The following is a 24,431-nucleotide window of genomic DNA, read 5'->3' on the forward strand; positions in this document are numbered from 1 at the left end:
GAGGGCGAGGCCTAGCGTCGATCCGAGCGCGGCCGGCCTCCGGCCCCGGCTCGGAAGTCCGGCCCAGGCCGGTGCGTCCCCCCTCATCCGCAGACCTTTTCCCCTGATCCCACCGACAGGCGCCCGCCCCACCCGGGCCGAGCCAAGCCGGGCCGGGCGGCGGGTCGCACTGGGCGGCGCGCTCCTCGATGTCTTTCGTGCTACCGGATGTGCCGATTTCTTTGGTGCCGAAGATTGATATCAGGCTCCGGCCGCGCGGCGGCCGAAGCGGCCGATGCGCGTTCGGCGGGTCGTCGGGCGCTCCCGTCGCCGGACCGACCGACGTCCCGTGTCCCGCCCCGGAGCCGCCGGCCGCAATCGCGGATGTCTGCGCATCGCGGATGTCTGCGCGCCGCGGATGCGCGGATCCGCGCGGCCACCTACGGCCGAGCTATCGCAAACCAGGACACTTGGTATCGCTCCAAATGCGATGAGCCGGATTGTGACGATGCGGCCGTTCCCGCTCGGCGCGGATCGACGCGACGTCGTCCGCAACGGCCTTCGTGAAGGGCCGCGCCGACGCCAAGGGACGGCACCACAGCGGACAAGGACACGGGATGCAGACCGGTCGCCCCCTCTCGCCACACCTCACCTGGTATCGCTTTCCGCTGCCGGTGATCACCTCCATCACCCACCGCGCCACCGGCATCGTGCTGTCGGCGGGGGCGATCGCTCTCGCCTGGTGGCTCTGCTCCGTCTCGATTGGCGGGCGCCCCTTCGCCCTGACCCAGGCGCTCATCGGCTCGTGGTTCGGCGTCCTGGCGCTGTTCGGCTGGTCGGTCGCCTTCTTCTACCACCTGAGCAACGGGATCCGGCACCTCGCCTTCGATCTCGGCCTCGGGTTCGGCCTCTCCCGGGCCTACGCCACCGGCTACGCCGTGTTCGGCGCGACGGCGGCGCTCACCGCCGTCACCTGGCTCATCGTGCTCTTCGCGTGAGTGCTCGCATGCCCGATTCCGTGAATCCGTCCGGCCTCACCGCCATCCGCGACTCCGACGTCCTGCGACGCGTGCGCCATCTCGGGAGCGCGCGCAGCGGTCGCTCCGAATGGCGGTTGCAGCGCTTCAGCGCGGTCGCGCTGATCCCTCTGGGGCTCTACTTCGTCGTCTCCGTCGTGCGGCTCGCCCGGTTCGACGAGGCCGGAGCCCGGGCCTGGCTCGCCCAGCCGCTGCCGGCCGGACTGATGCTCCTGTTCTGCGTCGCGATCCTCGCCCACGCCTTCGTCGGCCTGCGCTCGGTCGCCGCCGACTACGTGCACGGACGCCTCGGCTCCCTGGCCGCGATCCTGCTGCTCTGGGCCGCCGTGATCGTCCTCGGCCTGGCCGCGGCCCTCTCCATTCTCACGATTCTTCTCGGTCGGTAAGGGCGTCACGATGGGCCGGAGTTACGAGATCATCGACCACACGTTCGACGTGGTCGTCCTGGGCGCGGGGGGTGCGGGCCTGCGCGCCACCCTCGGCATGGGCGCCGCGGGCCTGCGCACCGCCTGCGTCACCAAGCTGTTTCCGACCCGCAGCCACACGGTCGCGGCCCAGGGCGGCATCGCCGCCTCGCTCGGCAACATGGCCGAGGACGACTGGCGCTGGCACATGTACGACACGATCGCGGGCGGCGTCTGGCTCACCGACCACGACGCGGCGGAGTACCTCTGCCGCGAGGCGGTGCCCTCGGTGATCGAGCTGGAGCATCTCGGCGTTCCGTTCAGCCGAACGCCGGAGGGTCTGATCTACCAGCGCCGCTTCGGCGGCCACACCACGCACTACGCCAAGGGCGAGATGGCGCAGCGCTCCTGCGCCGCCGCCGACCGCACCGGCCACGCCATCCTGCACACGCTCTACCAGCAGTGCCTCAAGCACAAGGCGCGCTTCTTCATCGAGTACTTCGCCATCGACCTCCTGATGGACGAGGACGGCACCTGCCGCGGCCTGATGGCGATCTGCATGGAGGACGGCTCCCTGCACCGCTTCCGCGCCCACACCACGGTGGTCGCCACCGGCGGCTGCGGCCGCGTCTACAAGACCTGCACCTCGGCCCACACCTGCACCGGCGACGGCAACGCCATGGTGCTGCGCGCCGGCCTGCCGCTGCAGGACATGGAGTTCGTGCAGTTCCATCCGACCGGCATCCACGGCGTCGGCTGCCTGATCACCGAGGGCGCGCGCGGCGAGGGCGGCTACCTCACCAACGGCGACGGCGACCGCTTCATGCCGAAATACGCCCCCCACGAGAAGGACCTCGCCTCGCGCGACATCGTCAGCCACGCCGAGGCGGTCGAGATCCGCGAGGGGCGCGGCTGCGGCGACAACAAGGACCACATCCTGCTCCACCTGGAGGATCTCGACGAGGAGGTTCTGAGCAAGCGCCTGCCGGGCATCGTCGAGACGGCGCGGATCTTCGCCGGGGTCGATGCCCGCAAGGACCCGATCCCGGTCGCGCCGACGGCGCATTACTGCATGGGCGGCATCCCGACCAACATCCACGCCGAGGTGCTGAACCCGCGCGACGGCGATCAGGTCGTCCCCGGCCTGATGGCGATCGGCGAGGCGGCCTGCGTCTCGGTCCACGGCGCCAACCGCCTCGGTACCAACAGCCTCCTCGACATCATCGTGTTCGGCCGCGCCGCCTCGATCCAGGCCGCCAAGATCATCGACCGCGACAAGCCGGTGGCCGAGGTCGCGAAGTCCTCCGAGGAGAAGGTGCTCGACCGCTTCGACGCGATCCGCTTCAGCCGGCGCGGCCGCAAGGCCGGCGAAGTCCGCGACGACATGCAGGAGATCATGCAGGCCAACCTCGGCGTCTTCCGCAAGGAGGACACCCTGAAGAAGGGCATCGAGAAACTGGAGAAGCTCAAGCCCGACTTCGACGAGATCGCCGTCGAGGGCGAGGCGCTGGCCTGGAACGTCAGCCTGTTCTCGGCGCTCGAGGTCCAGAACCTCGGCGACCAGGCCGTCGTGATCGCCCACAGCGCCCTGAACCGGACCGAGTCCCGCGGCGCCCACATCCGCGACGATTACGAGGACCGCGACGACAAGAACTGGCTCAAGCACACCGTGGCGTGGCGCGCCGAGGACGGCAGCGTGACGCTCGCCGACCGCCCCGTGCGGATGGAGGCCCTGAGCAACGAGGCCCCCCCCGTCCCGCCGGGCAAACGGATCATCTGAGCCCGCCCGCCAACCCTTCACGAGGAGGCCGCCATGGCCGAGTTCACCCTGCCGAAGAATTCGCAGCTCCGCGAGGGCCGCCGCTGGCCGCTCGACGGAGACGCGAAGAAGAAGCGCGACTTCAAGGTCTATCGCTGGAGTCCCGACGGCGGCCAGAACCCGTCGATGGACACGTTCGAGATCGACCTCGACAAGTGCGGCCCGATGGTGCTCGACGCGCTCATGAAGATCACCGACGAGATCGACTCGTCGCTGGCCTTCCGCCGATCGTGCCGAGAGGGCGTGTGCGGCTCCTGCGCGATGAACATCAACGGCCGCAACACGCTCGCCTGCCTCACCCATATCGAGGATCTGGGGGACGGCCCGGTCCGGCTGAGCCCCCTGCCCCACATGCAGGTGCTGCGCGACCTCGTTCCGGACCTGAGCGGCCTCTACGCCCAGTACGAGCTGATCGAGCCCTGGCTCAAGAACGACCAGCCCGCCCCCGACCGCGAGCGGCGCCAGTCGCCCGAGGAGCGGGACAGGATCGACGGGCACTACGAGTGCATCCTGTGCTTCTGCTGCTCGACGAGCTGCCCGAGCTACTGGTGGAACCAAGACCGCTACCTCGGCCCGGCCATCCTGCTCCAGGCGAGCCGCTGGTTGGTCGACAGCCGCGACAACCACGTCGGCGAGCGCCTCGACGAACTCGAGGACCCGTTCCGGCTCTACCGCTGCCACACGATCATGAACTGCACCACGGTCTGCCCGAAGGACCTGAACCCGGCCAAGGCCATCGCCGGCATCAAGCGGCAGATCTCCGAGCGCGGCTGATCCCGGACCGCCCGCCCCTCACGAACGCCTCCTGCGAGCGCCCATGCCCAAGCGTGACGACAAGCGTGACGACAAGCGTGACGACAAGCGTGATTCGAAGCGCGGACCCGATCACCCGGAGCTCAGGGACGTGCCCATCGGCCTCGACGCCGAGGGCACGCGCAAGGAGTTCGACTCCATGGGGACGATCGATGTGCCGGCGGACAAGTACTGGGGCGCCCAGACCGCCCGCTCCCTGATCCACTTCTCGATCGGCGGCGACCGCATGCCGACCGAAGTCTACCGGGCCTACGGCACCGTCAAGAAGGCCTGCGCCCTGGTCAACGTCCGCGAGGGGCGGCTGCCCGAGTGGAAGGCCGAGGCGATCGTGCGGGCCGCCGAGGAGACCGAGGCGGGCAAGCTCGACGCGCACTACCCGCTCTACGTCTGGCAGACGGGCTCCGGCACCCAGAGCAACATGAACGTCAACGAGGTGCTCTCGAACCGGGCGATCCAGTTGCTGGGCGGCACCCTCGGCAGCCAGGAACCGGTCGCGCCCAACGACGACGTGAACATGGGCCAGTCCTCGAACGACACCTTCCCGACGGCGATGCACATCGCCACGCTCAAGGCGATCGACGAGGCCCTGGTGCCGCAGCTGGAAGCGCTCGCCAAGGCGATCGAGGTGAAGGCCCAGGACTGGACGGACGTGGTCAAGATCGGCCGCACCCATCTCGAGGACGCGGTGCCGCTCACCGTCGGCCAGGAATGGTCGGGCTACGCCGCGCAGCTGCGCGCCTGCATGGACGCCGTCGCGGAAGCGCGCCGCGGGCTCCTCGAACTCGCGGTGGGCGGCACCGCGGTCGGGACGGGGCTGAACGCGCCGAAGGGGTTCAGCGTCGCCGTCGCCGAGACGATCGCCGAACTCACCGGCAAGCCCTACGTCACGGCGCCCAACAAGTTCATGGCGCAGGGCTCCCTCGACGCGATGGTGCGGGCGAGCGCCGCCCTGCGCGGCGTCGCCGTCGCGCTGATGAAGATCGCCAACGACATGCGCTGGCTCGCCTCCGGGCCGCGCTGCGGCCTCGGCGAGTTGCAGCTCCCCGCCAACGAGCCCGGCTCCTCGATCATGCCGGGCAAGGTCAACCCGACCCAGTGCGAAGCGATCGTGATGATCGCGATCCAGGTGATCGGCGACGACACCGCGGTCGCCTTCGCGGGGAGCCAGGGCAACTTCGAACTCAACGCGATGCGCCCGATCATCATCGGCAACGTGCTGCACGCGATCCGCATCCTCGCCGACGGCTGCGAGAAGTTCCGGGTCTACTCCGTCGAGGGGACGAAGCTTGACCGCGACCGCATCGCGGGCTTCGTCGAGAACAGCGTGATGCTGGTGACCGCGCTGAGCCCGCACATCGGCTACGAGAAGGCGGCCACGATCGCGAAGGCCGCGATGGAGAAGGGGCAGACCCTGCGGGAGGCGGCACTCGCCTCGGGCGAGGTCGACGAGGCGACCTACGACGCGGCGGTCGATCCGAAGGCGATGGTCGGGTCGGGCGTGGCCGGCGCCTGAGCGCGTTGCGGAATGGCGCCGGAGCAGGCCGTAGCCTCGGCGGTGCAAGGCCGATCCCGACCGAATTCCGCCTGATCGGCCACAGGTGAGCCTCGTGCTCGTGCAAGGCGCCCCAGGACCGCGCCCGGGAGCGTGACCGGCCGCGCATGAGGCTGGGCTGCGCCGGGCTGGAATGGACCGGGGCGCGTGGCCCGCCCGCTCGGAGCCCCCGTCTTCCGCCCCCGTGCACCCCGGCAGGATCCGAGCAATCCAGGGGGCCGGCGGACCGGCCCCCCGCATCCCGGCTCAGCCCCCGAGCACGTCCGCCTCGGCCCGGCCGACGGCCGCAGCCTGCTCGCGGGCGACCGCACGGTCGCTGCGGCGCCGGAGCAGCATGCCGACCGCGATCACGAGGGCGGCGCAGAGCGCGGCGACCGCGTAGTGGAAGATCCCCTGAAGCGAGGCCGGCAGGGTCTCGGCCACGTGCTGGACCACGAGACGGTCGGTCGCGATCATCTCGCCCGCCACCCAGCCGAGCAGCGCGCCGCCGAACCAGATCAGCACGGGGAAGCGGTCGATCGCCCGGGTGATCAGGCTGGCGCCGACGATGAGCAGCGGCACCGAGAGGGCGAGCCCGATGATGAAGAGCTCGTCGTGCCCCTTGGCCGCGCCCGCGACCGCCACGACGTTGTCGAAGCTCATCACCGCGTCGGCCACCACGATGGTCCAGACCACCTTCGGGAGGCTCGCGCTGGTCTTGACGTGCTCCTCGCCCTCCTCCTCGCCGCGCACCAGCTTGACCGCGATGTGCAGCAGGATGAGGCCGCCCAGCACCTTCAGGAACGGCACCGCGAGCAGCTGCGAGATGATGACCGCGAACAGGATGCGCAGGCCCGCCGCCGCGAAGGCGCCCAGGAACACGCCGATGCGCCGCTGACGCTCCGGCAGGCCGCGGCAGGCCATGGCGATGACGACCGCGTTGTCGCCCGACAGGATGATGTCGATCCAGATGATCTGCAGGAGCGAGAGCAGAAAGGTCGAGGTCAGGTACTGGTCCACAGGATGGCTTCCTTCTCTGCGCGGCCGCCTCCCGCAGCCTCGCGCGTCGGCTGGGATGATCGCGGGCACGCGCGGGCAACGCCCCCCCCGGGACGCCGCTCCCGTCACAGCCTGCCGGAGGGGCCGCCCGCCGCGCGGCCGGCGGCCCCGGGCTCGGACTTTACTGGTTGCTCTCGACGGCCGAGCGCAGGACCGGAGTCCAGCGGGCGACCTCGCTCTCCACAAGCTTCTGGAGGGCAGCCGGGCCCCGCTCGTCGGCCTTCGGGATGTTCGAGCCGAGCTCGGTCAGGCGCTTCGTCGCGGTCGGGTCGTTCAGCGCCGCCTCCACGGCGGCGACCAGCTTCGCCTTGACGTCGGCGGGCAGGCCCTTGGGCGCGAAGACCGCGTTCCAGGCGCTCACCTCGTAGCCCGGCAGCCCGGCCTCCTTCATGGTCGGCACGTCCGGCAGGCTCGGGGCACGCTCGGGCGTGGCGATGGCGTAGGCCTTGACCGTGCCGCCCGCGACCTGGGGCCCGACATTGACGATCTGGTCGGCCATGAAGTCGACCTGACCCGCCATCAGGTCGTTCATCGCCGGCCCGGTGCCCCGATAGGTCACGAGCGTCGGCTTGACGCCGACCTGGGAGTCGAAGAGCACGCCGGTCGAGTGCGAGACCGAGCCGACGCCCGCATGCGCCTGGTTGATCTTCGGGCCGCCCGCCTTGAGGGCCTCGATGAAGCCCTTGAGGTCTTTCGCCGGAAAATCCTTCTTGGCGACGATCAGGATCGGCACGCCGCCCAGGAAGCCGATCGGGTCGAAGCTCGTGGCGGGATCGTACTTGAGGCCCTTGAACAGGGCCGGGGCGGCGCCGTTCGTGCCCATGTGGCCCACCATGATGGTGTAGCCGTCCGGCGCGGACTGGGCGCCGCGGGTGATGCCCGTGGTGCCGCCCGCGCCGGTGACGTTCTCGACCACCACCTGCTGGCCCAGCGCGCGCGACATCGGCTCGGCCACGATGCGCGCCACCACGTCCGTCGGCCCGCCCGCCGCGAAGGGCACGATCATGGTGATCGGCCGCTGCGGATAGGTCTCGGCGGCGGCGGTAAAGCTCGTGAGCGCCGCCAGGACGCCGATCGCGATTGCCCGTTTCATGCGTGTCGTTTCCCCTCGTGTCGGCCCAATGGTGCGGGACCTCAGGCTTCGGTGAAGACCTCGTCGCGGCTCTTGCGCATCGAGGGCAGCAGGGCGGCGGCGATGATCGCGAAGGCGATCACGAACAGCACAGCGCTGACCGGACGCTCCAGGAAGATCATCAGGTCGCCGCGCGAGAGCGTGAGCGAGCGCCGCAGGTACTCCTCCATCAGCTTGCCGAGCACGAAGCCGAGCAGCAGCGGGGCCGGCTCGAAGCCGAACTTGATCAGGAGGTAGCCCATCAGCCCGAACACGCCGATCAGCATCACGTCGGTGGGCTGCGAGCCGATCGAGTAGATGCCGACCGAGCAGAACATCAGGATCGCCGGGAACATCAGCCGGTAGGGCACCTTCAGCAGTCGCACCCAGAGGCCGACCAGCGGCAGGTTGATGACGAGCAGCATCAGGTTGCCGATCCACATCGAGGCGATCATGCCCCAGAACAGGTTCGGGTTCTTGGTCATCACGCCCGGTCCCGGCACGATGCCGTGGATCGTCATCGCGCCGACCATCAGGGCCATCACGGCGTTCGGTGGGATGCCGAGCGTCAGGAGCGGGATGAAGGCGGTCTGCGCGCCCGCGTTGTTGGCGCTCTCCGGCCCCGCCACGCCCTCGATGGCGCCGCGGCCGAAGCGCGAGGGGTCGCGCGCGATCTTCTTCTCGATCGTGTAGGAGGCGAAGGGCCCGAGCACGGCGCCGTTGCCCGGCAGGATACCGAGGATCGCGCCGATCGCCGTGCCCCGCAGGGTGGCGGGGGTCGCCTGCTTCAGCTCCGCCGCGCCGGGCAGGAGGCGGCCGATCTGCGCGCGGACCACGTCGCGGGTCTCGCTCTGGTCGAGGTTGCGCAGGATCTCGGCGATGCCGAACAGGCCCATCGCCAGCACCGAGAAGTCGACGCCGTCGGTGAGGAAGGCGTAGCCGAAGGTCATGCGCTCCTGGCCCGTCTCAAGGTCGGTGCCGACCGTCGAGAGCAGGATGCCGACCAGGATCATCGCCACCGCCTTGAGCACCGAGCCGTGCGCCAGCACCACCGCGAAGGCGAGCCCCATCACCATCAGGGCGAAGTACTCGGCCGGGCCGAAGATCAGCGCGAGCTTGGTCAGCGGCGCGCCGAGCGCGGCGATCAGGATGGTGGCGACCGTGCCGGCGAAGAACGAGGCGATGGCCGCGATGCCGAGCGCGATGCCGCCCCGGCCCTGGCGGGCCATCTGGTGGCCGTCGAGCGTGGTGACGACCGAGGTCGCCTCGCCCGGGATGTTGACCAGGATCGCCGTGGTCGAGCCGCCGTACTGCGCGCCGTAATAGATGCCGGCCAGCATGATGAGCGCGCCGACCGGATCGAGCCCGAAGGTGATCGGCAGGAGCATCGCGATGGTGGCGATTGGCCCGACGCCCGGCAGGACGCCGATCAGCGTGCCGACGAGGCAGCCGAGGAAGCAGAGCGCGACGTTCTGGAGGCTGAGCGCGACGGCGAAGCCGAGGCCCAGGTTGGACAGGAGGTCCGTCATGGTGCGCGGTCCGCTCAGGTCGTCAGGGAATGGCGGGCGACGTCGATCGGCTCGCGTTTGGCCGAGCGGCGGCTCACGACGAGCAGGACGAGCCCCGCGAGGGCGAGGGCGCCGGCCGCGATCCGCAGCAGGGTACGCGAGGGCAGCGTGCCGGAGAGCGCCTGGATCAGCGCCGTCGGCAGCATCGGGATCGGAAGGTTCAGGAGATCGCCGAACAGCAGCATGCAGCCGGCGGTGAGGAGCAGGCCCAGGATGGCGAGTTCGGAGAACCGCGCCTCGTGGCTCGCGTAGCCGGCCACCAGCACCGCGAGCGGGCCGGCCACGGCGAGGCCGAGCCCCGGCGTGGACAGGCTGCCGAAGGCGAAGGGCCGGATCGTCACGGCGAAGAGCCCGATCGCCAGCAGGATGACCACGGGCCCGCGCAGCGGCATGGCTTGCAGCTGCGCGCCGTCGCGCAGCAGGCCGGCCACGCAGAGCGCCGCGCCGCACAGGCCCACGCCGAGGGCCAGCCCGTAGGGCATCAGGCCGGGGCCGATCGCGCCGAGCGTGCCGCGCGCGAGGTCGCCGCCCGCCCAGATCGCGAACAGCGCGAGCGCGATCAGGCCCAGTCCGGCCACGAAGCTCTGGGGTCCGCGCACGATCCCGCGCGCCCCCGAGCCACCCACAGGCTCACTCATGCGTCCCTCCCGAATCCGGCTCCGCCTTCACCCGGCGGTTCTTGTCGTTGGATGATCCCGTCGCGGTCGATCGAACGGCCTTCGCGGCACCCCGCGGGCGCCGCGAAGGCGGATGCGGCTCAGTCGGCCTGGATGCCGGCCTCGCGCACCACCGGGGTCCACTTGGCGACCTCGGCCTTCACGTGCTCGCCGAGGCCCTCGGGGGTGGAGAGCTGGACCTTGGCGCTGAAGGTCTTCAGGCGCTCGACCAGGGCCTCGTCGGCGAGCGCCTTGCGGGCGGCCGCGTTGAGGGCGTCCACGATCGGACGCGGCGTACCGGGCGGCGCGAACAGGGCGTTCCAGGTGTAGGTCTCGTAGTTCGGCAACCCCGCCTCCGCCATGGTCGGCACGTCGGGGAAGGAGGGCGCGCGCTCCTTCGTGGTGACGGCCAGCGCCCGCAGCGTGCCTGCCCGGATGAATTCCGAGGCCGAGGGCAGGTTGTCGAACTGGATCGGCACCTGGCCCGCCACGACGTCGTTCAGGGCCGGGCCGGAGCCGCGGTAGGGGATGTGCTGCATCTGCACGCCCGCCATGCTCTTGAACAGCTCGCCCGAGAGGTGGAGGGGCGTGCCGATGCCCGAGGAGGCGTAGTTGTACTTCTTCGGGTCCGCCTTCAGCAGGGCGATCAGCTCCTGCACGTTCTTGGCCGGCAGGTTCGGGTTGACGACGAGCACGTTCGGCACGACCACGAGCAGCGCCACGGGGGCGAAGTCGGTCACCGGGTCGTAGGGCTTGCGCTTGAGGATGAGCGGGTTCAGCGCGTGGGTCGCGACCGTGCCCATCAGGATGGTGTAGCCGTCCGCCTCCGCCTTCGCGACGCGCGCGGCCCCGACATTGCCGCCGGCCCCGACCACGTTCTCGACGACCACCTGCTGGCCCAGCACCTCCGACAGCTTCTGCGCGACGAGGCGCCCGACCACGTCGGTCGAGCCGCCCGCCGCGAAGGGCACGATCAGCGTGATCGGCCGGGTCGGATAGGCGCCCTGCGCCCGCGCGGACAGCGGCAGCGCGGCGGCAAGCCCCCCGGCCAGGATCGTGCGGCGCGAGGGTTGCAGGTGGGGCATTCGTGACCTCCCGAATTTGTTTATGGCGAAGCTGGTATCGAAGCGTTAGCCTCCCAGCAAGCGCAGTGTGCATCTTCCCGCGTGCATCGCGATTGACGACACAGGAACGTTGTCACGACCCGGCCCACCGGTGGCGTGAGGTATTCCAGTTTGTGTCGCCATTTTCCTCCGCCCTCGCCTACCTGCCGCCGTCCCCGCCTGATATCGACGCCGCCCATACGGACAGCGTCGCAACGAGGATGGGTATGGATCGGGTGAATGTCGGCGGCCTCGCGGTGGCGCGGGTGCTCCACGATTTCGTCGTGGCGGAGGCGCTGCCCGGCACCGGGATCTCCCCGGAGGTGTTCTGGGGCGGCCTCGGCGCGGTGGTGCGCGACCTGACGCCGAAGAACCGGGCGCTGCTGGCCAAGCGCGACGCGCTGCAGGCGCGCATCGACGACTGGCACCGCGCGCGGGCCGGCAAGCCGGCGGACCCGGCCGCCTACGAGGCGTTCCTGCGAGAGATCGGCTACCTGTTGCCCGATCCCGGCCCCGTGCAGGTCGACACCCGCAACGTCGATGCCGAGATCGCCGAGATCGCCGGGCCGCAGCTCGTCGTTCCGGTCTCGAACGCCCGCTACGCGCTCAACGCCGCCAACGCCCGCTGGGGCTCGCTCTACGACGCGCTCTACGGCACCGATGCGGTCTCCGAGGAGGGCGGGGCAGTCCGGGGCGGCGGCTACAACCGCACCCGCGGCGCGCGCGTCGTCACCCGCGCCCGCGCCTATCTCGACCGCACCGTGCCGCTGGCGGGCGGCCGCCACGCCGACGTCGTCACCTACGCGGTGGAGGACGGACGGCTCGTGGGCAACCTCAATACCGGCGAGACCGTGCCGCTCGCCCGCCCCGAGACCTTCGCGGGCTATCGCGGCCGGGCCAGCATGCCCTCGGCCCTGCTGCTGCGCCACAACAACCTGCACATCGAGGTCGTCCTCGACCGCACCCACCGGATCGGCCGGTTCGACGCCTCGGGGGTCGCCGACATCCTGCTCGAATCCGCGGTCTCGACGATCATGGATCTCGAGGACTCGGTCGCCACCGTCGATGCCGACGACAAGGTCGTGGTCTACCGCAACTGGCTCGGACTGATGAAGGGCACGCTCGCGGCGGCCTTCGAGAAGGACGGCCGCACCCACGAGCGGCGCCTCAACCCCGACCGGCACTACATCGCGCCCGGCGGCGGCGAGGTGGTGGTGCCCGGCCGCTCGCTGATGCTGGTGCGCAACGTCGGCCATCACATGGACACCGACGCGGTGCTCGACGCCGACGGCAACGAGATCCCCGAGGGCATGCTGGATGCCGCCGTCACCGCGATGATCGCGATCCACGATCTCCGGGGCGAATCTGGCCTGCGCAACAGCCGGACCGGCTCGGTCTACATCGTCAAGCCGAAGATGCACGGGCCCGAGGAGGTCGCCTTCGCGGTCGAGCTGTTTTCCCGGGTCGAGGCGATGCTGGGCCTGGAGGCCGACACGCTGAAGATGGGCATCATGGACGAGGAGCTCCGCACCACGGTCAACCTCGCCGCCTGCATCAAGGCGGCGGCCTCGCGCGTGGTCTTCATCAACACGGGCTTCCTCGACCGCACGGGCGACGAGATCCACACCGCGATGGAGGCCGGGCCCGTCATCCGCAAGAACGACATGAAGGCCACCGCCTGGATCAAGGGCTACGAGGAGAACAACGTCGATGTCGGCCTCGCCTGCGGCCTGCTCGGCCGGGCGCAGATCGGCAAGGGCATGTGGGCGGCGCCCGACGCCATGGCCGACATGCTGATGCAGAAGGGCGTCCACCCGAAGGCGGGAGCCTCGACGGCCTGGGTGCCCTCCCCCACCGCCGCGACGCTGCACGCGCTGCACTACCACGAGACCGACGTGCGGGCCCGCCAGCTCGAACTCGCCCGGCGCCCGCGCTCGGCGCTCAGCGAGATCCTGGAGATCCCGCTCGCCCGCTCGAACTTCGCGCCCGACGACGTGCAGCAGGAACTCGACAACAACGCGCAGGGCATCCTCGGCTACGTGGTGCGCTGGATCGACCAGGGGGTCGGCTGCTCCAAGGTGCCCGACATCCACGATGTCGGCCTGATGGAGGACCGGGCGACCCTGCGGATCTCGTCCCAGCACATCGCCAACTGGCTGCACCACGGCGTGGTGGACGAGGCGCAGGTGATGGAGACGCTCAAGCGGATGGCCAAGGTGGTCGATCGCCAGAACGCGGGCGACCCGCTCTACCGGCCGATGGCGCCGGCCTTCGACGGCCCGGCCTTCCGCGCGGCGAGCGACCTCGTCCTCAAGGGCCGCGAACAGCCCAACGGCTACACCGAGTGGGTCCTCACCGCCCGCCGCCGCGAGGCGAAGAGCGGAACCTCGGCCGCCGCGGCCGCCTGACACCGACGGTTCGCACGCGTCCGGTCCCCGCATCGGACGCGTGCGGCGGGCCGCCGGAGTGGTCGGCCGCCCTGCGCGACAGTCGGGCCTCGCGCGCCTCCCCCGAGAGCGGCGCGCTAGGAACCGACGGCGGCCTCCAGACGGAAGGCGGCGATCCGCGAAACCTGACGCAGCGCCTCCAGCCTTTCCTCGTCCGGCGGATTGCCGAGACGCCGCTCGAGGGCCGCGATGATGGCGCTCCGATCCATCCCCTTGACCGCGATCACGAACGGAAACCCGAACGTCTCCCCATAGGCGCGATTCAGATCCTGTATGCGCCGCAGCTCTTCGGAAGAGCCGTTCAGCAGGCCGCTCGCTTCCTGCTCATCGGCGGAATGGGTGGTCAGCTCGCCGCGTATGGCGGCGCGACCCGCCAGCTCGGGATGGGCGCGCAGCAGGGCGAGCTGCCGCTCCGGGTCCGCCTGAGCGACGACCGCGCTCATCGCGTCTCGCAGCTCGTCACGGGTCGCGAAGGGCCGGCGCGTGAAGGCGGCTTCGGCGACCCAGGGCGAATGCTCGTAGATCTCACCGAGGAGGGAGACGAACGTCGATCGATCGACCGCGTTGAGGCGGCTCAGGGAAATCATTTCGGGCTCCTCCGGGGATGCGACGGGTTCCGTTCGGCTCGCGATATCGGGACTGTCGGACCTTCAGCGCGAACGCGGCTCAGACCTGGCGGACCTGTGCGGAATGGATTGCCGCCCAGAGCGGCGAACGATGTCGATACTCGGGCAAGACGCCGTCTCTCAAGCGAGCCTCGTGGCCGCGGATGGCGCTGATCGCCCCGCGGCCGCCGGATCGGGCGCGCGGGGCGATCAGCGCCCTTGGAGGTAGCGGCCGAGCGTGGCCCGTTCCTCGGGCTGCATGTCCGTGATGTTGTTCGGGGGCATCGCGTGGGTCAGCACGGCCTGGACACGAATGGCGTCCGCGAAACGCGCGATGTTCTCGGGCGTGTCGAGGAGCACGCCCTTGGGCGGGCTCGCGAGACCGGGCCAGAGCGGCTCGGGAGCGTGGCACATGCTGCAGCGGCTCGCCACGATCGTGACGACGTCCTCGTCGGCCGCCGGGACGCGGAGCGCCGCGAGGTGGCTGGACGCCGTGGCGCCCGGCGTCGCCGCGCCGGCCGAGGCGAGTCCGAGGCGGTCCCGGGCACCGGGAGCGGAGACCACGGTGATCGTGACCGCGAGCATGATGCAAGCGGCCGCGACAGCCCACGCCCACCACGGGTCGCCCTTTCCGGCGTGGCGGACGTTGAAGAAGTGCCGCACGACGCCGCCCGCGACCACGACCAAGCCGATGATCGTCCATGTGTAGGGTGTGGACCAGACCAAGGGATAATGACCCGACAGCATGAAGAACACCACCGGCAGGGTCAGGTAGTTGTTGTGGGCCGAACGGTTCTTCGCCTGCTTGCCCCAGGCGGGGTCCGGCACGCGACCAGCGACCAGTTCGGCGATGGCCTTGCGCTGGTTGGGCATGATCACGAAGAAGACGTTGGCCGTCATCCAGGTGGCGATCACGGCACCGGTGTGCAGCATCGCGGCGCGGCCGGAGAATACCTGCTGGAAGCCGAACGCGAAGGCGAGCACGACCAGGAAGACGATGCCCGAGAGCAGGAGCGGCCGGTTCGCCAGCGGCGAGCGATTGAGGCCGTCGTAGATCAGCCAGCCCACCGCGAGCGCGCCGATCCCGACGATGGCTCCGACGAGCGGCGTGATCTGCCGGACGGCCGGATCGATGAGATACAGCTCGGCCTGTGCGTAGTAGAGCCAGCACAGCAGCGCGAAGCCCGACAGCCAAGTCGCGTAGGACTGCCATTTGTGCCAGATCAGATGGTCGGGCATCCTGTCGGGAGCGATCAGGTACTTCCGGACCTGGTAGAAGCCGCCGCCATGCACCTCCCAGGCCTCGCCGCCCCGGCCGTCCGGTATCTCGGTGATCGAGCGCAGGCTCGCGTCGAGATGCATGAAGTAGAACGACGCGCCGATCCAGGCGATGGCCGTGACGACGTGCGTCCACCGAATGAGGAAACCGCCCCATTCGTGCAGTATCGGATCCATTTCAAATCGTCCTCGATGGGTTGCGACGTCGGGACCGAGCGCTGCCGCGATCGCGTCCCTTCGGCCGGCGAGCCGTTCACTCGCGCGCCGGGCGGATGACGATCTCCGTCTCCGGCGCCTGCCCGCCGCCGAGACCGTTGAAGAACAGGTTCAGGACGACCGCGGCGGCGGCGGACAGCAGGATGCCCGAGTGGAGGACCGGCCCCAGGGAGGCCGGCAGAGCGTGAAAGAACTTGGGTGCGACGAGCGGGATCATTCCGAAGCCGCTGGCGACGGCCACGATGTAGAGGTTGTTACGATTCGTACGGTAATCGACCTCCGTCAGGATGCGAATGCCGGTGGCGGCCACCATTCCGAACATGACGATCCCGGCCCCACCGAGAACGAACAGCGGCACCGCCGCGACGAGCGCGCCGAGCTTCGGCACGAGGCCCATGACGATCAGGAGGCCGCCGCCGACGACGGTGACCCACCGGGAGCGCACGCCGGTCACGCCGACCAGGCCGATGTTCTGCGAGAACGACGTATGCGGGAAGCTGTTGAACACCCCGGCGATCAGCGTGCCGAGGCCGTCGACACGCAGGCCGCGCGACATCGACTGCGCGTCGATAGGGCGTCCTGTCAGGTCACCCAGAGCCAGGAACATGCCGGCGGATTCGATCATCACGACGATCATCACGACGCTGAGCGTCAGGCCGGCGATCGGGTCGAAGGTCGGCATCCCGAACCTGAAGGGCGTCACCAGGGCGAACCAGTCGGTGCCGAGGACCTGGGTGAAATCCATCCGTCCGAGCAGGAACGACACGACGCAGCCCGCGACGATGCCGGCGAGCACGGAGACGTTGGCCAGGAAGCCGCTGGCGAAACGGGTGATCGTCAGGATGAACACCATCACGCCGGCGGCCATGACGAGGTGCAGCGGCTCACCGTAGCCCGGAAGCGTGTCCACCGAGGCACCCGCCGCCCAGTTCACGCCGACGCGCATCAGCGAGATGCCGATCATCAGGATGACCGTGCCGGTGACGACCGGCGGAAACAGCGGCAACAGCTTGCTGAAGAACGGCGCGAGGAGAATGGTGACCACGCCCGCCACGATCGTGGCTCCGAAGATGCCGGCGGCGCCCAGGTTCGGGTTGGCGGCCATGGCCGCCATGGGACCGACGGCAGCGAAGGTCACACCCATCATGACGGGTAACTTGATGCCGAAGAAGCGCCCGAGCCCCAAGGACTGGATCAAGGTCGTTATGCCAGCGACGAACAGGTCGGCGTTGACGAGCAGAGCCACCTGATCCGGCGGCAACTGCAGAGCCCGGCCGACGATCAGAGGCACCGCGACGGCGCCGGCATACATCACCAGGACATGCTGAAGACCCAGAGCGACGAGTTTCGGCGCGGGTAGAACCTCTTCCACCGGGTGAACGGAGTATCTCATGTCTGTCTCCCGACCCGGGTTCTTGCACAGATCTTTTGTTCGCCGACTCGCCGACTCGCGCATCGCCGATGACTGTGCGGCGCGCGCCACCGCGAAGCGATCCCCGTTTTGGCCAAACACCTTCAAAGCGGTTCGTTGAATGCGGGCGGCTTTCCGGTTGCGTCGGCGGCGGCGGGCGTGTTCGCCTTCGTGCCGTCCGGTCGTGCCGGACACGATCTATCGCGGAGGACGTTGCAGTGGGCCGTCTCTCAACACATGTCTTGGACACCACGACCGGCAAGCCGGCAGCCGGCGTCACGATCGTATTGCGGCGCTTGCGTTCGGATGGCGCGTCGGAGCGGCTCGCGGAGACCGTGACGAATTCCGATGGCCGGACCGACGCGCCGCTCCTCAGCGGTGACGCCCTCGCCGTCGGGACATACGAGCTCACCTTCCATATCGGGCCCTACTTCCGCGGGCGCGAAGAGCTTGGTCTGGCAGATCCGCCCTTCCTCGACGCGGTTCCGATCCGCTTCGGCATAGCGAGCCCGGATGGCCACTACCACGTCCCGCTTCTCGTATCGCCCTGGGCCTTTTCGACCTATCGCGGCAGCTGACGGCGGAGGGCGCGCATCGGCGACCCGGAGCGATCCAGTGGCAACCCTCAGGCCGGCCTCTCACGCCACGTCCCGGGACCATACCCTAGGTCGGATGCTTTCCGACGAGTGCGAGCTGCGCGGCGACATGGTCGCGCATGACCGCGTATGCCATATCCACGAACGTCTTTCCGCGTGCCGACAGCATCTTCCGCGAGGGATAGAGGATGCCGAGCGTCGCGGACAGCGGCGGCGTCTTCGGGAGAACCGTTACGAGCTGGCCGCTGGCGATATGGGAGGCCACCTCGAACAGGGGCTTCAGAGCGATGCCTTCCCCGGCCAACGCCCAATTCGTCAAGGTTTCGCCGTCATCGACATCGATATGGCCGGACACCGGGAGGGTCAAAGTCTTGCCCCGATCGGTCAGCGTCCAGCGAAATTGCTCGGAGCCTGGAAACCGCAGCAGAAGACAATCGTGGCGCAGAAGGTCGGCGGGCTCGTCGAGGGGCGGGCTTCGTTCGAGATACGAGGGTGCGGCGCATAGGACGCGCTCGACACCCGCGACCTTTCGCAGGGTGAAGCTGGAATCCCGCATCTGCGAGAGCCGGACCGCCACATCGACGGCCTCCTGGACGAGATCCAGCAGGTGATCGGAAAGCCTGAGATGCACGTCGGCTTCCTGATGGCGCTCGCGGAAGCGGGGAATCAGCGGTGCGATGACGCGTCGGCCCAGGCCGAGCGGAGCCGTCACCTTGAGCGTTCCGCGCGGCGTCGCACCCGCCGCCTCCACGCACTTCTCCGCCCGCTCGACGGCTGCGGTGATGTCGAGGCAGCGGTCGTAGAAGATGCGGCCCGCTTCGGTGAGACTCATCCGACGCGTGGTGCGTGTCAGAAGAAGGCATCCGAGATGCTTCTCCAGATTTTGGATCCGGTAGCTGATCACGGACGGTGACAGTCGCAGGTCTCGGCCGGCCGCCGAGAAACTGCCCGTGTCCGCCGAACGCATGAAGATGCGAATGCTTTCCAGCAAAATCATCCGGCGTTGATCGACGAAAAGTCCGGACGATGCCAACGAAAAAATTCAAACCTTCGATCAGACCGCCGAAGACGGATGACAAGAGGTTGAGCAGCACCCGACCTTAGCGAACTACCGGTTGAACTGCTCCATCCACCCGTCCGTCGATGGGATCGTGCGGATGTCGGCCCCGAGTTCCGCGATCGGGATGGCCTTCCGCGCCCTGCGGCGTCATCGACGCCAGGGCTCGGACGACGAGACCGTGAGCAACGCGGGATACGCTTGGCAGCTCTGGTCCGAAGTCCTGAACAGCCCGGCCAACATCGAGATCGGCATCACGGTCGCCTCGGTCGGGCGCGCGAACGGCGCCAGCGCGTCGAGCGCCTATCTCGGCTCGTATAACGGGCTGAACCTGTACCAGGGCGGCGCCGGCCGCGAGTTGGCCGCCGGGATCGACGTGACGGGCGCGAACCCCGACATCGTCATCAACCTCGACCCCGCCTACGTGCGGAACGAGCTCTGGCTCGACCCGACGCCCGGCGCCGCGCCCGTCATCCCGACGACGCGCACCGACGCGGTCTCGGTCCTCGTGCACGAGATCGGCCACGGCCTCGGGTTCAACGGCTGGCGGGACGGGACGACCGGGGCCTTGCCCGGGAACTACCTCGATACCTTCGACCTGCAGGTCGGCAATCCGGGCGGCGGCCCGGTCTTCAACGGTCCGACGGCGACCGCGGTCTTCGGCGGCGCGGTCCCGCTGACGCTCGGCAATTACGGCCATTACGGCAACGTCAGCGAGCCGCCCGGCACCAATCCGCTCGCGGGCTTGATGAACGGCGTCGCCTACTACCGCGGGACGCGGTACGCGATCAGCGATCTCGACCTCGCCATCCTCACCGATGTCGGCGACCCGATCCTGGTGCGGCGCGCCGGGACGGCGGGCGACGATGCCATCGTGGACGGCGTGCTGGCCTCGGAGATCGTCGCCGGCCAGGGCAACGACGCCGTGCGGGCGGGCAGCGGCAACGACATCGTCTACGGCAACCAGGGCGCCGACCTGATCTACGGCAACCAGGGCGACGACCGGCTCTTCGGCGGCCAGGACAACGACGCCGTCTTCGGCGGCCAGGGTGCGGACATCGTCTACGGCAATTTCGGCGCCGACGTGGTCTACGGGAACTTCGGCGACGACGCGCTCTACGGCGGCCAGGGCGACGACGTGCTCTACGGCGGGCAGGGCAACGACATCCTGTTCGGCAATCTCGGCGACGACGTGCTCTACGGCAATCTCGGAGCCGACCGCTTCGTCTTCGGGGTCAATTCCGGCCGGGATCTCGTCGTCGGCTTCGACCAGGGCCAGGGCGACCGGCTGCTCCTCAACGGGCAGGGTTACACGCTCGGCACGTCCGGGGCCGGCAACGCGCTGCTCGTCCTCGCGGGCGGCGGATCTGTCGAGCTGGCCGGGATCGCGGCCGCCGCCTTCAGCGGCGGCGCCTACCTGGCCTGAGGGGACGCAAGCCCCTTATCCCTGAGGGATCTGGGCGATCCGGATGTTGTTCGTGTTGCCGGGCACCGCGAAGGGAATGCCGGCGGTGATCAGAACGAGGTCGTTCGCCCGGGCGAAGTCCTCGCGGGTGGCGTGCGCGGTCGCGTTCGCCACCATCTCCTCGTAGGTATCGACCTCGGCCGACTGGAGGCTGTGGGTGCCCCAGAGCAGGCTCAGGCGTCGCGAGGTGCCGAGATCGGGCGTGAGCGCCAGGATCGGCACCGCCGGACGCCGTCGCGCGATCCGGGCGGCCGTCGTGCCGCTGAGCGTGTAGGCCACGATCGCGGCCGCGCCGACCGCCTCGGCGAGGTCCGCCGTGGCGGTCGCGACGGCGTGGGGCGGCGTCTCCTCCTCGCCGGGCTCGGAGGCCGCGATCAGCGAGCGGTAGAGCTTGTGCTGCTCGGTGCGGCGGATGATCCGGTCCATCATCGCCACCGCCTCGACCGGGTACCGGCCCGTCGCCGACTCGGCCGAGAGCATCACGGCGTCGGCGCCGTCGTAGATCGCGGTCGCCACGTCCGAGGCCTCGGCCCGGGTGGGCGTGGGTGCGGCCACCATCGAGTCGAGCATCTGGGTCGCCACCACCACGGGCTTCACGGCGAGCCGGCAGGCCCGGATCAGCTCCTTCTGGCGGCCCGGCACGTCCTCATGCGGGATCTCGACGCCGAGATCGCCGCGCGCCACCATCACGGCGTCCGAGAGGCGGACGATATCCTCGATCCGCTCCAGCGCCTGCGGCTTCTCGACCTTGGTCATGATCCCGGCCCGGTCCCCGACGAGGCCGCGCGCCTCGATGAGATCGGCGGGCTTCTGCACGAAGGAGAGCGCCACCCAATCTACGCCGAGGTCGAGCCCGAAGGCGAGGTCGGCCCGGTCCTTTGCGGTCAGCGGCGAGAGGTCGAGCATCGTGCCCGGCAAGTTCACGCCCTTGCGGTTCTGGATCGTGCCGCCGATCACAACCTCGGCCTCGAGCGCCTCGGCCTCGATCCCGACGACGCGCACCCGCACGCGGCCGTCGTCGATGAGGAGTTCCTGGCCGGGCACGACCGCCGCGAAGATCTCGCGGTGCGGCAACGGGATAGCACGGCGGTCGCCCTCCATCCCCGAGAGGACGAAGCGCAGCACCTCGCCGGGCACGACGTCGAGGCGCCCGCCCTGCACGGTGCCGACCCGGATCTTCGGCCCCTGCAGGTCCTGCAGGATCGCGATGGGCCGCCCGACCTCGGCCTCGAGCGCGCGGATCGCGGCGTGGACCGACCGGTGGTCGTCCTGGGTGCCGTGGCTGAAGTTCAGCCGGAAGGTGTCGACTCCGGCCAGGAACAGGGCCTTCAGCGTCTCGGGCCGGCTGCTCGCCGGGCCGACGGTGGCGACGATCTTGGCGTGGCGGTGACGGCGCATGCGGTGCTCGGCCGGGACGGCCGCCTCTGCGGGCGCGAATCAGGACCGCGCGGACCCCGCCCACCTTGGTGAGGTGCGGCCGGAACGCAATGGCGGGGGGGCCGGGCCGGCCCGCGCCGCTCACCCCCCGCCGCCCAGTCCCACCAGGGTGAGCGGCAGGCCGCAGGCCGCGTCGAGGGGCTGGGGCCGGCCCAGCAGGTAGCCCTGCACGCGGGTGACGCCGATCTCCTTCAGCACCGCGTACTCGCCCCAGGTCTCGACGCCCTCCGCCACAACCTCCGACCCGATGCGCCGGCCGTAGATCGTCAGGGCGTCGGCGAGCGCGCGGCGGGCGGAATCGCCGTCAATCCCCGCGATGAGACTGCGGTCGAGCTTGATCAGTTCGGGCGCGAGGTCGAGCACGTGCCGGAAGGTCGCGTGGCCCGCCCCGACGTCGTCGATGGCGAGCCGCAGGCCGCGCGCCCGCAGGGGCGCCAGCGCCGCGCGCAGCGCCGCGTAGCAGGGCACCTCGGCGTGCTCCGTCAGCTCGACCACGACCCGCCGGAGAGGGGCCCCCTCGAACATGCGGGCGAAGGCCGGGCTCAGCACGCTCGACGGCGAGAGATTGAGGGTGAGCTTGATCGAGGGGTCGATCCGCTCCAGGCCCCGCAGCGCCAGCGCCGCCGCCAGGAATTCCAGCTCCTCCAACAGCCCGACCTCGGCGGCCTCGGCGAACCAGAGGTCCGGCGCGCGCTCCGGCGCCGCGCGAAAGCGCGAGAGCGCCTCGAACGCCATCAGGCGCCCGTCGCTCGTGCGGTAGACGGGCTGGTAGACGACGTCGATGGCCCGGCTCGCCAGGATGTCGGCGATGCGGGCGCGCCGCGCCTCCAGGTCGAGGCTGGCGCTGCGCTCCTTCTGGAGCACGGCCGAGACGACGTCGGCGCAGAGCCGCAGCACGTTGAGGTCCCGCCCGGTGAGGGTGCGGTCGGGCGTGAAGCTGAAGCAGCACAGGGTCCCGTAGGCGGTCCCGTCGGCGTAGCGGAGCGGGACGCTCAGATGCGCTCCCACCGGGAGCGCGTCCGTCGCCGACAGGCCGCGGGCGACCGGATCCTCGCGGGCATCCTGCAGCAGCCCGGGCATCAGGCCGGCCGCCACGTAGTGGCAGAAGCTCTGCCGGAGCGGGTCCGCCCCGCCGACCGCGATGGGATTGCGCAGTGTCTCGCCATCGGTGAAGCGGAACACGCGGTCGTTCTCGGTGAACTCGGAAATGAATCCGATATCCATCGCAAGATGTCGCCGTACCGCCCTCAGAATGCTCTGAACCTGCTCACCGGAGCCACCGGGACCAACATCCAATATCGCACTGAGCGGCATGGAGCGCCTGAGCATCCAATCCGGACTTGGGCCAATGAACTATCGAGCGACGGCAAAGCAATCTCGGAGAACCTTGCCGGTCCGATGAAGAGAGACCGCATACCCCCCGCGGAATCAACCCCTACCCTATGGATCGCAACCCAGATCAACCCACCCTGCGACACCGTGGCCCAACCGGCCCGGCGGCCCGCGGCCGCGGCCGATCGCACGACCGTTTCGAGGGGGACCCGGACAGGTAGCCGATCACGGGTGTGAACAACCATAGGTTTTGGTGGACAACGCCTTTCCGGATCCGGCGCAACGCTACGCATCGCAGTCAGACTCCGCTTACCTCGCAGGTGGGGGCAATAACGAGCGTATCCAAGCTCTTTCAGGGCGCAGGATCGTTCATTGGATGTAAAAGATGCGCCGCTATCCCGCACGTCTTCTGCGCTCTAGGCATGCGCGTGCGGCCACGTCCGTTCGGATCTGGCCGAAACCTTCCGATTATGTCGAGGTCGGTAGGAACTTTACGCTTCCTGTTTCAGCCGATCCGTCACCTCCGCTCCTGTCGGAGGCGCAGCGGCAATGCGTCGACGACGTCGCCGCGCGGCTCGACGCGGTCGCGGCCGACCTCGGGGCGGCGGACGGGCCCGAGGCACATGCGCGCCTCGCGGACCGGACGATCGAGGTCCTGCGGGGGCTGCGCGACGAGGCCGGGCCGGCGGACTGGGCCGCGGTGGCGGTGCCGGCCGTGCGGGCCCACCCGCTCGGGGCGCTGATGCAGGCCTGCCCGCTGACCCGCCACGCCTTCGCGCGACCGCGCGGCTATCCCGGCGATGCGGGCCTGCTCGACCTGATCTACCGCCACCCCGACGCCGACGCCGCGGTGGCGGCCGCGAGCGCGGCCGGCCGTGCGGCCTACGCGGTCACCGCCGGGACGGCGCCCTGCGCGGCCGTGCGGGAGCGCCGCCGGATCCTGGCCGGAGCGATCGACAGGGCGGCCGTGGAGCGGCCCGGCGCCGCGGTGCTGGCGGTGGCCTGCGGACATCTGCGGGAGGCCGAGATCAGCGCGGCCCTGCGGGAGGGCCGCATCGCGCGGCTGCTCGCCACGGACCAGGACCGGGCGAGCCTCGCGCTGGTGGCCGGGCGCGCCCGCGACCTCTCGCCGGCCATCGCGGCGCGCCGGCTCAGCGTGCGCGACTTCATCGCCGCCAGGGCGACGACGGAGGCCGAGATCGGTCGCTTCGACCTCGTCTACGCGGCGGGCCTCTACGACTACCTCGACGACCGGATCGCCGCCCGGCTGACGCGCCGGCTGTTCGGGCTGCTGCGGCCGGGCGGGCGGCTGCTCGTCGGGAACTTCCTCACGGGCCTGCGCGAGGAGGCCTACATGGACGCCGTGATGGACTGGCAGCTCCTCTACCGCGGCGAGGCGCAGATCCGGGCCTTCGCGGCCGAGATCTCGGAGGTGGATCTCGCGGGGCAGCGCTACTTCGCGGATTCGGGCGGCTGCGTCGGCTATCTGGAGCTGGAGCGTGCCTGA

At 69.9% G+C, this 24,431-nt stretch carries 20 protein-coding genes; 9 read left to right on the plus strand and 11 right to left on the minus strand.

The genetic code is table 11. From position 1 onward, the window contains the following. The first annotated feature begins 596 nt into the window (after window positions 1-596). The 5 genes from sdhC to fumC are packed head-to-tail and all read left to right on the plus strand — an operon-like array spanning window position 597 to window position 5,565. The gene (gene sdhC, locus MFF56_RS30355) at window positions 597-977 is read left to right on the plus strand and encodes a succinate dehydrogenase, cytochrome b556 subunit (protein ID WP_066923757.1); all 381 of its coding nucleotides are present in this window, start codon (window positions 597-599) and stop codon (window positions 975-977) included. 8 nt (window positions 978-985) lie between these two features. Further along, window positions 986-1,402 carry a succinate dehydrogenase, hydrophobic membrane anchor protein gene (sdhD, locus tag MFF56_RS30360; protein ID WP_066923755.1) on the plus strand — a complete coding sequence of 139 codons (417 nt, stop codon included), beginning with the start codon at window positions 986-988 and terminating at the stop codon, window positions 1,400-1,402. 10 nt (window positions 1,403-1,412) lie between these two features. Next, window positions 1,413-3,200: a succinate dehydrogenase flavoprotein subunit gene (sdhA, locus tag MFF56_RS30365; RefSeq protein WP_238232071.1), complete on the plus strand. Its 1,788-nt coding sequence runs from the start codon at window positions 1,413-1,415 to the stop codon at window positions 3,198-3,200. A 33-nt stretch (window positions 3,201-3,233) separates the two neighbouring features. Further along, window positions 3,234-4,013: a succinate dehydrogenase iron-sulfur subunit gene (locus tag MFF56_RS30370; protein ID WP_066921745.1), complete on the plus strand. Its 780-nt coding sequence runs from the start codon at window positions 3,234-3,236 to the stop codon at window positions 4,011-4,013. A gap of 43 nt (window positions 4,014-4,056) precedes the next feature. Continuing rightward, window positions 4,057-5,565, plus strand: a complete 1,509-nt coding sequence (gene fumC / locus MFF56_RS30375; RefSeq protein WP_082773008.1) for a class II fumarate hydratase — start codon at window positions 4,057-4,059, stop codon at window positions 5,563-5,565. A gap of 285 nt (window positions 5,566-5,850) precedes the next feature. On the opposite strand, the gene MFF56_RS30380 is transcribed toward fumC, so the two are convergent. The 5 genes from MFF56_RS30380 to MFF56_RS30400 form a co-directional block, all read right to left on the minus strand. Further along, window positions 5,851-6,603 (minus strand): TerC family protein, encoded by a 753-nt coding sequence (locus tag MFF56_RS30380; protein WP_066921743.1) that lies wholly within the window; start codon window positions 6,601-6,603, stop codon window positions 5,851-5,853. Between the two features lie 160 nt (window positions 6,604-6,763). Continuing rightward, entirely contained in the window at window positions 6,764-7,735 is a 972-nt protein-coding gene (locus tag MFF56_RS30385) for a tripartite tricarboxylate transporter substrate-binding protein (protein ID WP_066921741.1), read from the minus strand. 41 nt (window positions 7,736-7,776) lie between these two features. Beyond that, the gene (locus MFF56_RS30390) at window positions 7,777-9,282 is read right to left on the minus strand and encodes a tripartite tricarboxylate transporter permease (protein ID WP_066921739.1); all 1,506 of its coding nucleotides are present in this window, start codon (window positions 9,280-9,282) and stop codon (window positions 7,777-7,779) included. Between the two features lie 14 nt (window positions 9,283-9,296). Further along, a complete protein-coding gene (locus MFF56_RS30395; RefSeq protein WP_238232074.1) occupies window positions 9,297-9,959 on the minus strand; it encodes a tripartite tricarboxylate transporter TctB family protein in 663 nt (220 codons plus the stop codon). Window positions 9,960-10,078: 119 nt separating this feature from the next. Beyond that, a complete protein-coding gene (locus MFF56_RS30400; RefSeq protein WP_066922673.1) occupies window positions 10,079-11,062 on the minus strand; it encodes a Bug family tripartite tricarboxylate transporter substrate binding protein in 984 nt (327 codons plus the stop codon). A gap of 245 nt (window positions 11,063-11,307) precedes the next feature. Between MFF56_RS30400 and MFF56_RS30405 the strand changes: the two genes are divergently transcribed. Next, window positions 11,308-13,488 carry a malate synthase G gene (locus MFF56_RS30405; RefSeq protein WP_066922675.1) on the plus strand — a complete coding sequence of 727 codons (2,181 nt, stop codon included), beginning with the start codon at window positions 11,308-11,310 and terminating at the stop codon, window positions 13,486-13,488. Between the two features lie 116 nt (window positions 13,489-13,604). Here the strand turns inward: MFF56_RS30405 and uraD are convergent, their stop codons facing one another. From uraD to MFF56_RS30420, 3 genes are all read right to left on the minus strand, one after another. Beyond that, window positions 13,605-14,114, minus strand: coding sequence for a 2-oxo-4-hydroxy-4-carboxy-5-ureidoimidazoline decarboxylase (gene uraD / locus MFF56_RS30410; RefSeq protein ID WP_066922677.1), 510 nt, complete (start codon window positions 14,112-14,114; stop codon window positions 13,605-13,607). Between the two features lie 228 nt (window positions 14,115-14,342). Next, window positions 14,343-15,587 (minus strand): urate hydroxylase PuuD, encoded by a 1,245-nt coding sequence (locus tag MFF56_RS30415; RefSeq protein ID WP_066922679.1) that lies wholly within the window; start codon window positions 15,585-15,587, stop codon window positions 14,343-14,345. A gap of 76 nt (window positions 15,588-15,663) precedes the next feature. Beyond that, on the minus strand, window positions 15,664-17,019 hold the full coding sequence (locus tag MFF56_RS30420; protein ID WP_066922681.1) for a nucleobase:cation symporter-2 family protein: 1,356 nt from the start codon (window positions 17,017-17,019) through the stop codon (window positions 15,664-15,666). 236 nt (window positions 17,020-17,255) lie between these two features. Here MFF56_RS30420 and uraH point away from each other — a divergent pair, with 236 nt between their 5' ends. Continuing rightward, on the plus strand, window positions 17,256-17,615 hold the full coding sequence (uraH, locus tag MFF56_RS30425) for a hydroxyisourate hydrolase (RefSeq protein ID WP_066922683.1): 360 nt from the start codon (window positions 17,256-17,258) through the stop codon (window positions 17,613-17,615). Window positions 17,616-17,700: 85 nt separating this feature from the next. Here the strand turns inward: uraH and MFF56_RS30430 are convergent, their stop codons facing one another. Then, entirely contained in the window at window positions 17,701-18,630 is a 930-nt protein-coding gene (locus tag MFF56_RS30430; protein ID WP_066922685.1) for a LysR family transcriptional regulator, read from the minus strand. A 160-nt stretch (window positions 18,631-18,790) separates the two neighbouring features. Here MFF56_RS30430 and MFF56_RS30435 point away from each other — a divergent pair, with 160 nt between their 5' ends. Next, window positions 18,791-20,116 (plus strand): hypothetical protein, encoded by a 1,326-nt coding sequence (locus tag MFF56_RS30435; RefSeq protein ID WP_238232075.1) that lies wholly within the window; start codon window positions 18,791-18,793, stop codon window positions 20,114-20,116. Window positions 20,117-20,131: 15 nt separating this feature from the next. On the opposite strand, the gene pyk is transcribed toward MFF56_RS30435, so the two are convergent. Then, window positions 20,132-21,553: a pyruvate kinase gene (gene pyk / locus MFF56_RS30440; protein WP_066918381.1), complete on the minus strand. Its 1,422-nt coding sequence runs from the start codon at window positions 21,551-21,553 to the stop codon at window positions 20,132-20,134. Between the two features lie 120 nt (window positions 21,554-21,673). Next, entirely contained in the window at window positions 21,674-22,921 is a 1,248-nt protein-coding gene (locus tag MFF56_RS30445) for a sensor domain-containing phosphodiesterase (RefSeq protein WP_082773097.1), read from the minus strand. A 388-nt stretch (window positions 22,922-23,309) separates the two neighbouring features. On the opposite strand from MFF56_RS30445, the gene MFF56_RS30450 reads away from it, so the two are divergent. After that, window positions 23,310-24,431, plus strand: coding sequence for a class I SAM-dependent methyltransferase (locus MFF56_RS30450; protein ID WP_238232077.1), 1,122 nt, complete (start codon window positions 23,310-23,312; stop codon window positions 24,429-24,431).

Origin of the sequence: Methylobacterium hispanicum (assembly GCF_022179285.1) — a bacterium.
Classification (GTDB): domain Bacteria; phylum Pseudomonadota; class Alphaproteobacteria; order Rhizobiales; family Beijerinckiaceae; genus Methylobacterium; species Methylobacterium hispanicum.

Bases quoted from the DNA above. Each gene is read 5' to 3' on its own strand.
- MFF56_RS30390 (WP_066921739.1), bottom strand. From the start codon at position 9,282: ATGACGGACCTCCTGTCCAACCTGGGCCTCGGCTTCGCCGTCGCGCTC.
- MFF56_RS30420 (WP_066922681.1), bottom strand. From the start codon at position 17,019: ATGAGATACTCCGTTCACCCGGTGGAAGAGGTTCTACCCGCGCCGAAA.
- MFF56_RS30400 (WP_066922673.1), bottom strand. From the start codon at position 11,062: ATGCCCCACCTGCAACCCTCGCGCCGCACGATCCTGGCCGGGGGGCTT.
- fumC (WP_082773008.1), top strand. From the start codon at position 4,057: ATGCCCAAGCGTGACGACAAGCGTGACGACAAGCGTGACGACAAGCGT.
- MFF56_RS30370 (WP_066921745.1), top strand. From the start codon at position 3,234: ATGGCCGAGTTCACCCTGCCGAAGAATTCGCAGCTCCGCGAGGGCCGC.
- sdhA (WP_238232071.1), top strand. From the start codon at position 1,413: ATGGGCCGGAGTTACGAGATCATCGACCACACGTTCGACGTGGTCGTC.
- sdhC (WP_066923757.1), top strand. From the start codon at position 597: ATGCAGACCGGTCGCCCCCTCTCGCCACACCTCACCTGGTATCGCTTT.
- MFF56_RS30415 (WP_066922679.1), bottom strand. From the start codon at position 15,587: ATGGATCCGATACTGCACGAATGGGGCGGTTTCCTCATTCGGTGGACG.
- pyk (WP_066918381.1), bottom strand. From the start codon at position 21,553: ATGCGCCGTCACCGCCACGCCAAGATCGTCGCCACCGTCGGCCCGGCG.
- MFF56_RS30450 (WP_238232077.1), top strand. From the start codon at position 23,310: ATGCGCCGCTATCCCGCACGTCTTCTGCGCTCTAGGCATGCGCGTGCG.
- MFF56_RS30435 (WP_238232075.1), top strand. From the start codon at position 18,791: ATGTCGGCCCCGAGTTCCGCGATCGGGATGGCCTTCCGCGCCCTGCGG.
- MFF56_RS30430 (WP_066922685.1), bottom strand. From the start codon at position 18,630: ATGATTTTGCTGGAAAGCATTCGCATCTTCATGCGTTCGGCGGACACG.
- MFF56_RS30385 (WP_066921741.1), bottom strand. From the start codon at position 7,735: ATGAAACGGGCAATCGCGATCGGCGTCCTGGCGGCGCTCACGAGCTTT.
- MFF56_RS30445 (WP_082773097.1), bottom strand. From the start codon at position 22,921: ATGCTCAGGCGCTCCATGCCGCTCAGTGCGATATTGGATGTTGGTCCC.
- MFF56_RS30405 (WP_066922675.1), top strand. From the start codon at position 11,308: ATGGATCGGGTGAATGTCGGCGGCCTCGCGGTGGCGCGGGTGCTCCAC.
- sdhD (WP_066923755.1), top strand. From the start codon at position 986: ATGCCCGATTCCGTGAATCCGTCCGGCCTCACCGCCATCCGCGACTCC.
- uraD (WP_066922677.1), bottom strand. From the start codon at position 14,114: ATGATTTCCCTGAGCCGCCTCAACGCGGTCGATCGATCGACGTTCGTC.
- MFF56_RS30395 (WP_238232074.1), bottom strand. From the start codon at position 9,959: ATGAGTGAGCCTGTGGGTGGCTCGGGGGCGCGCGGGATCGTGCGCGGA.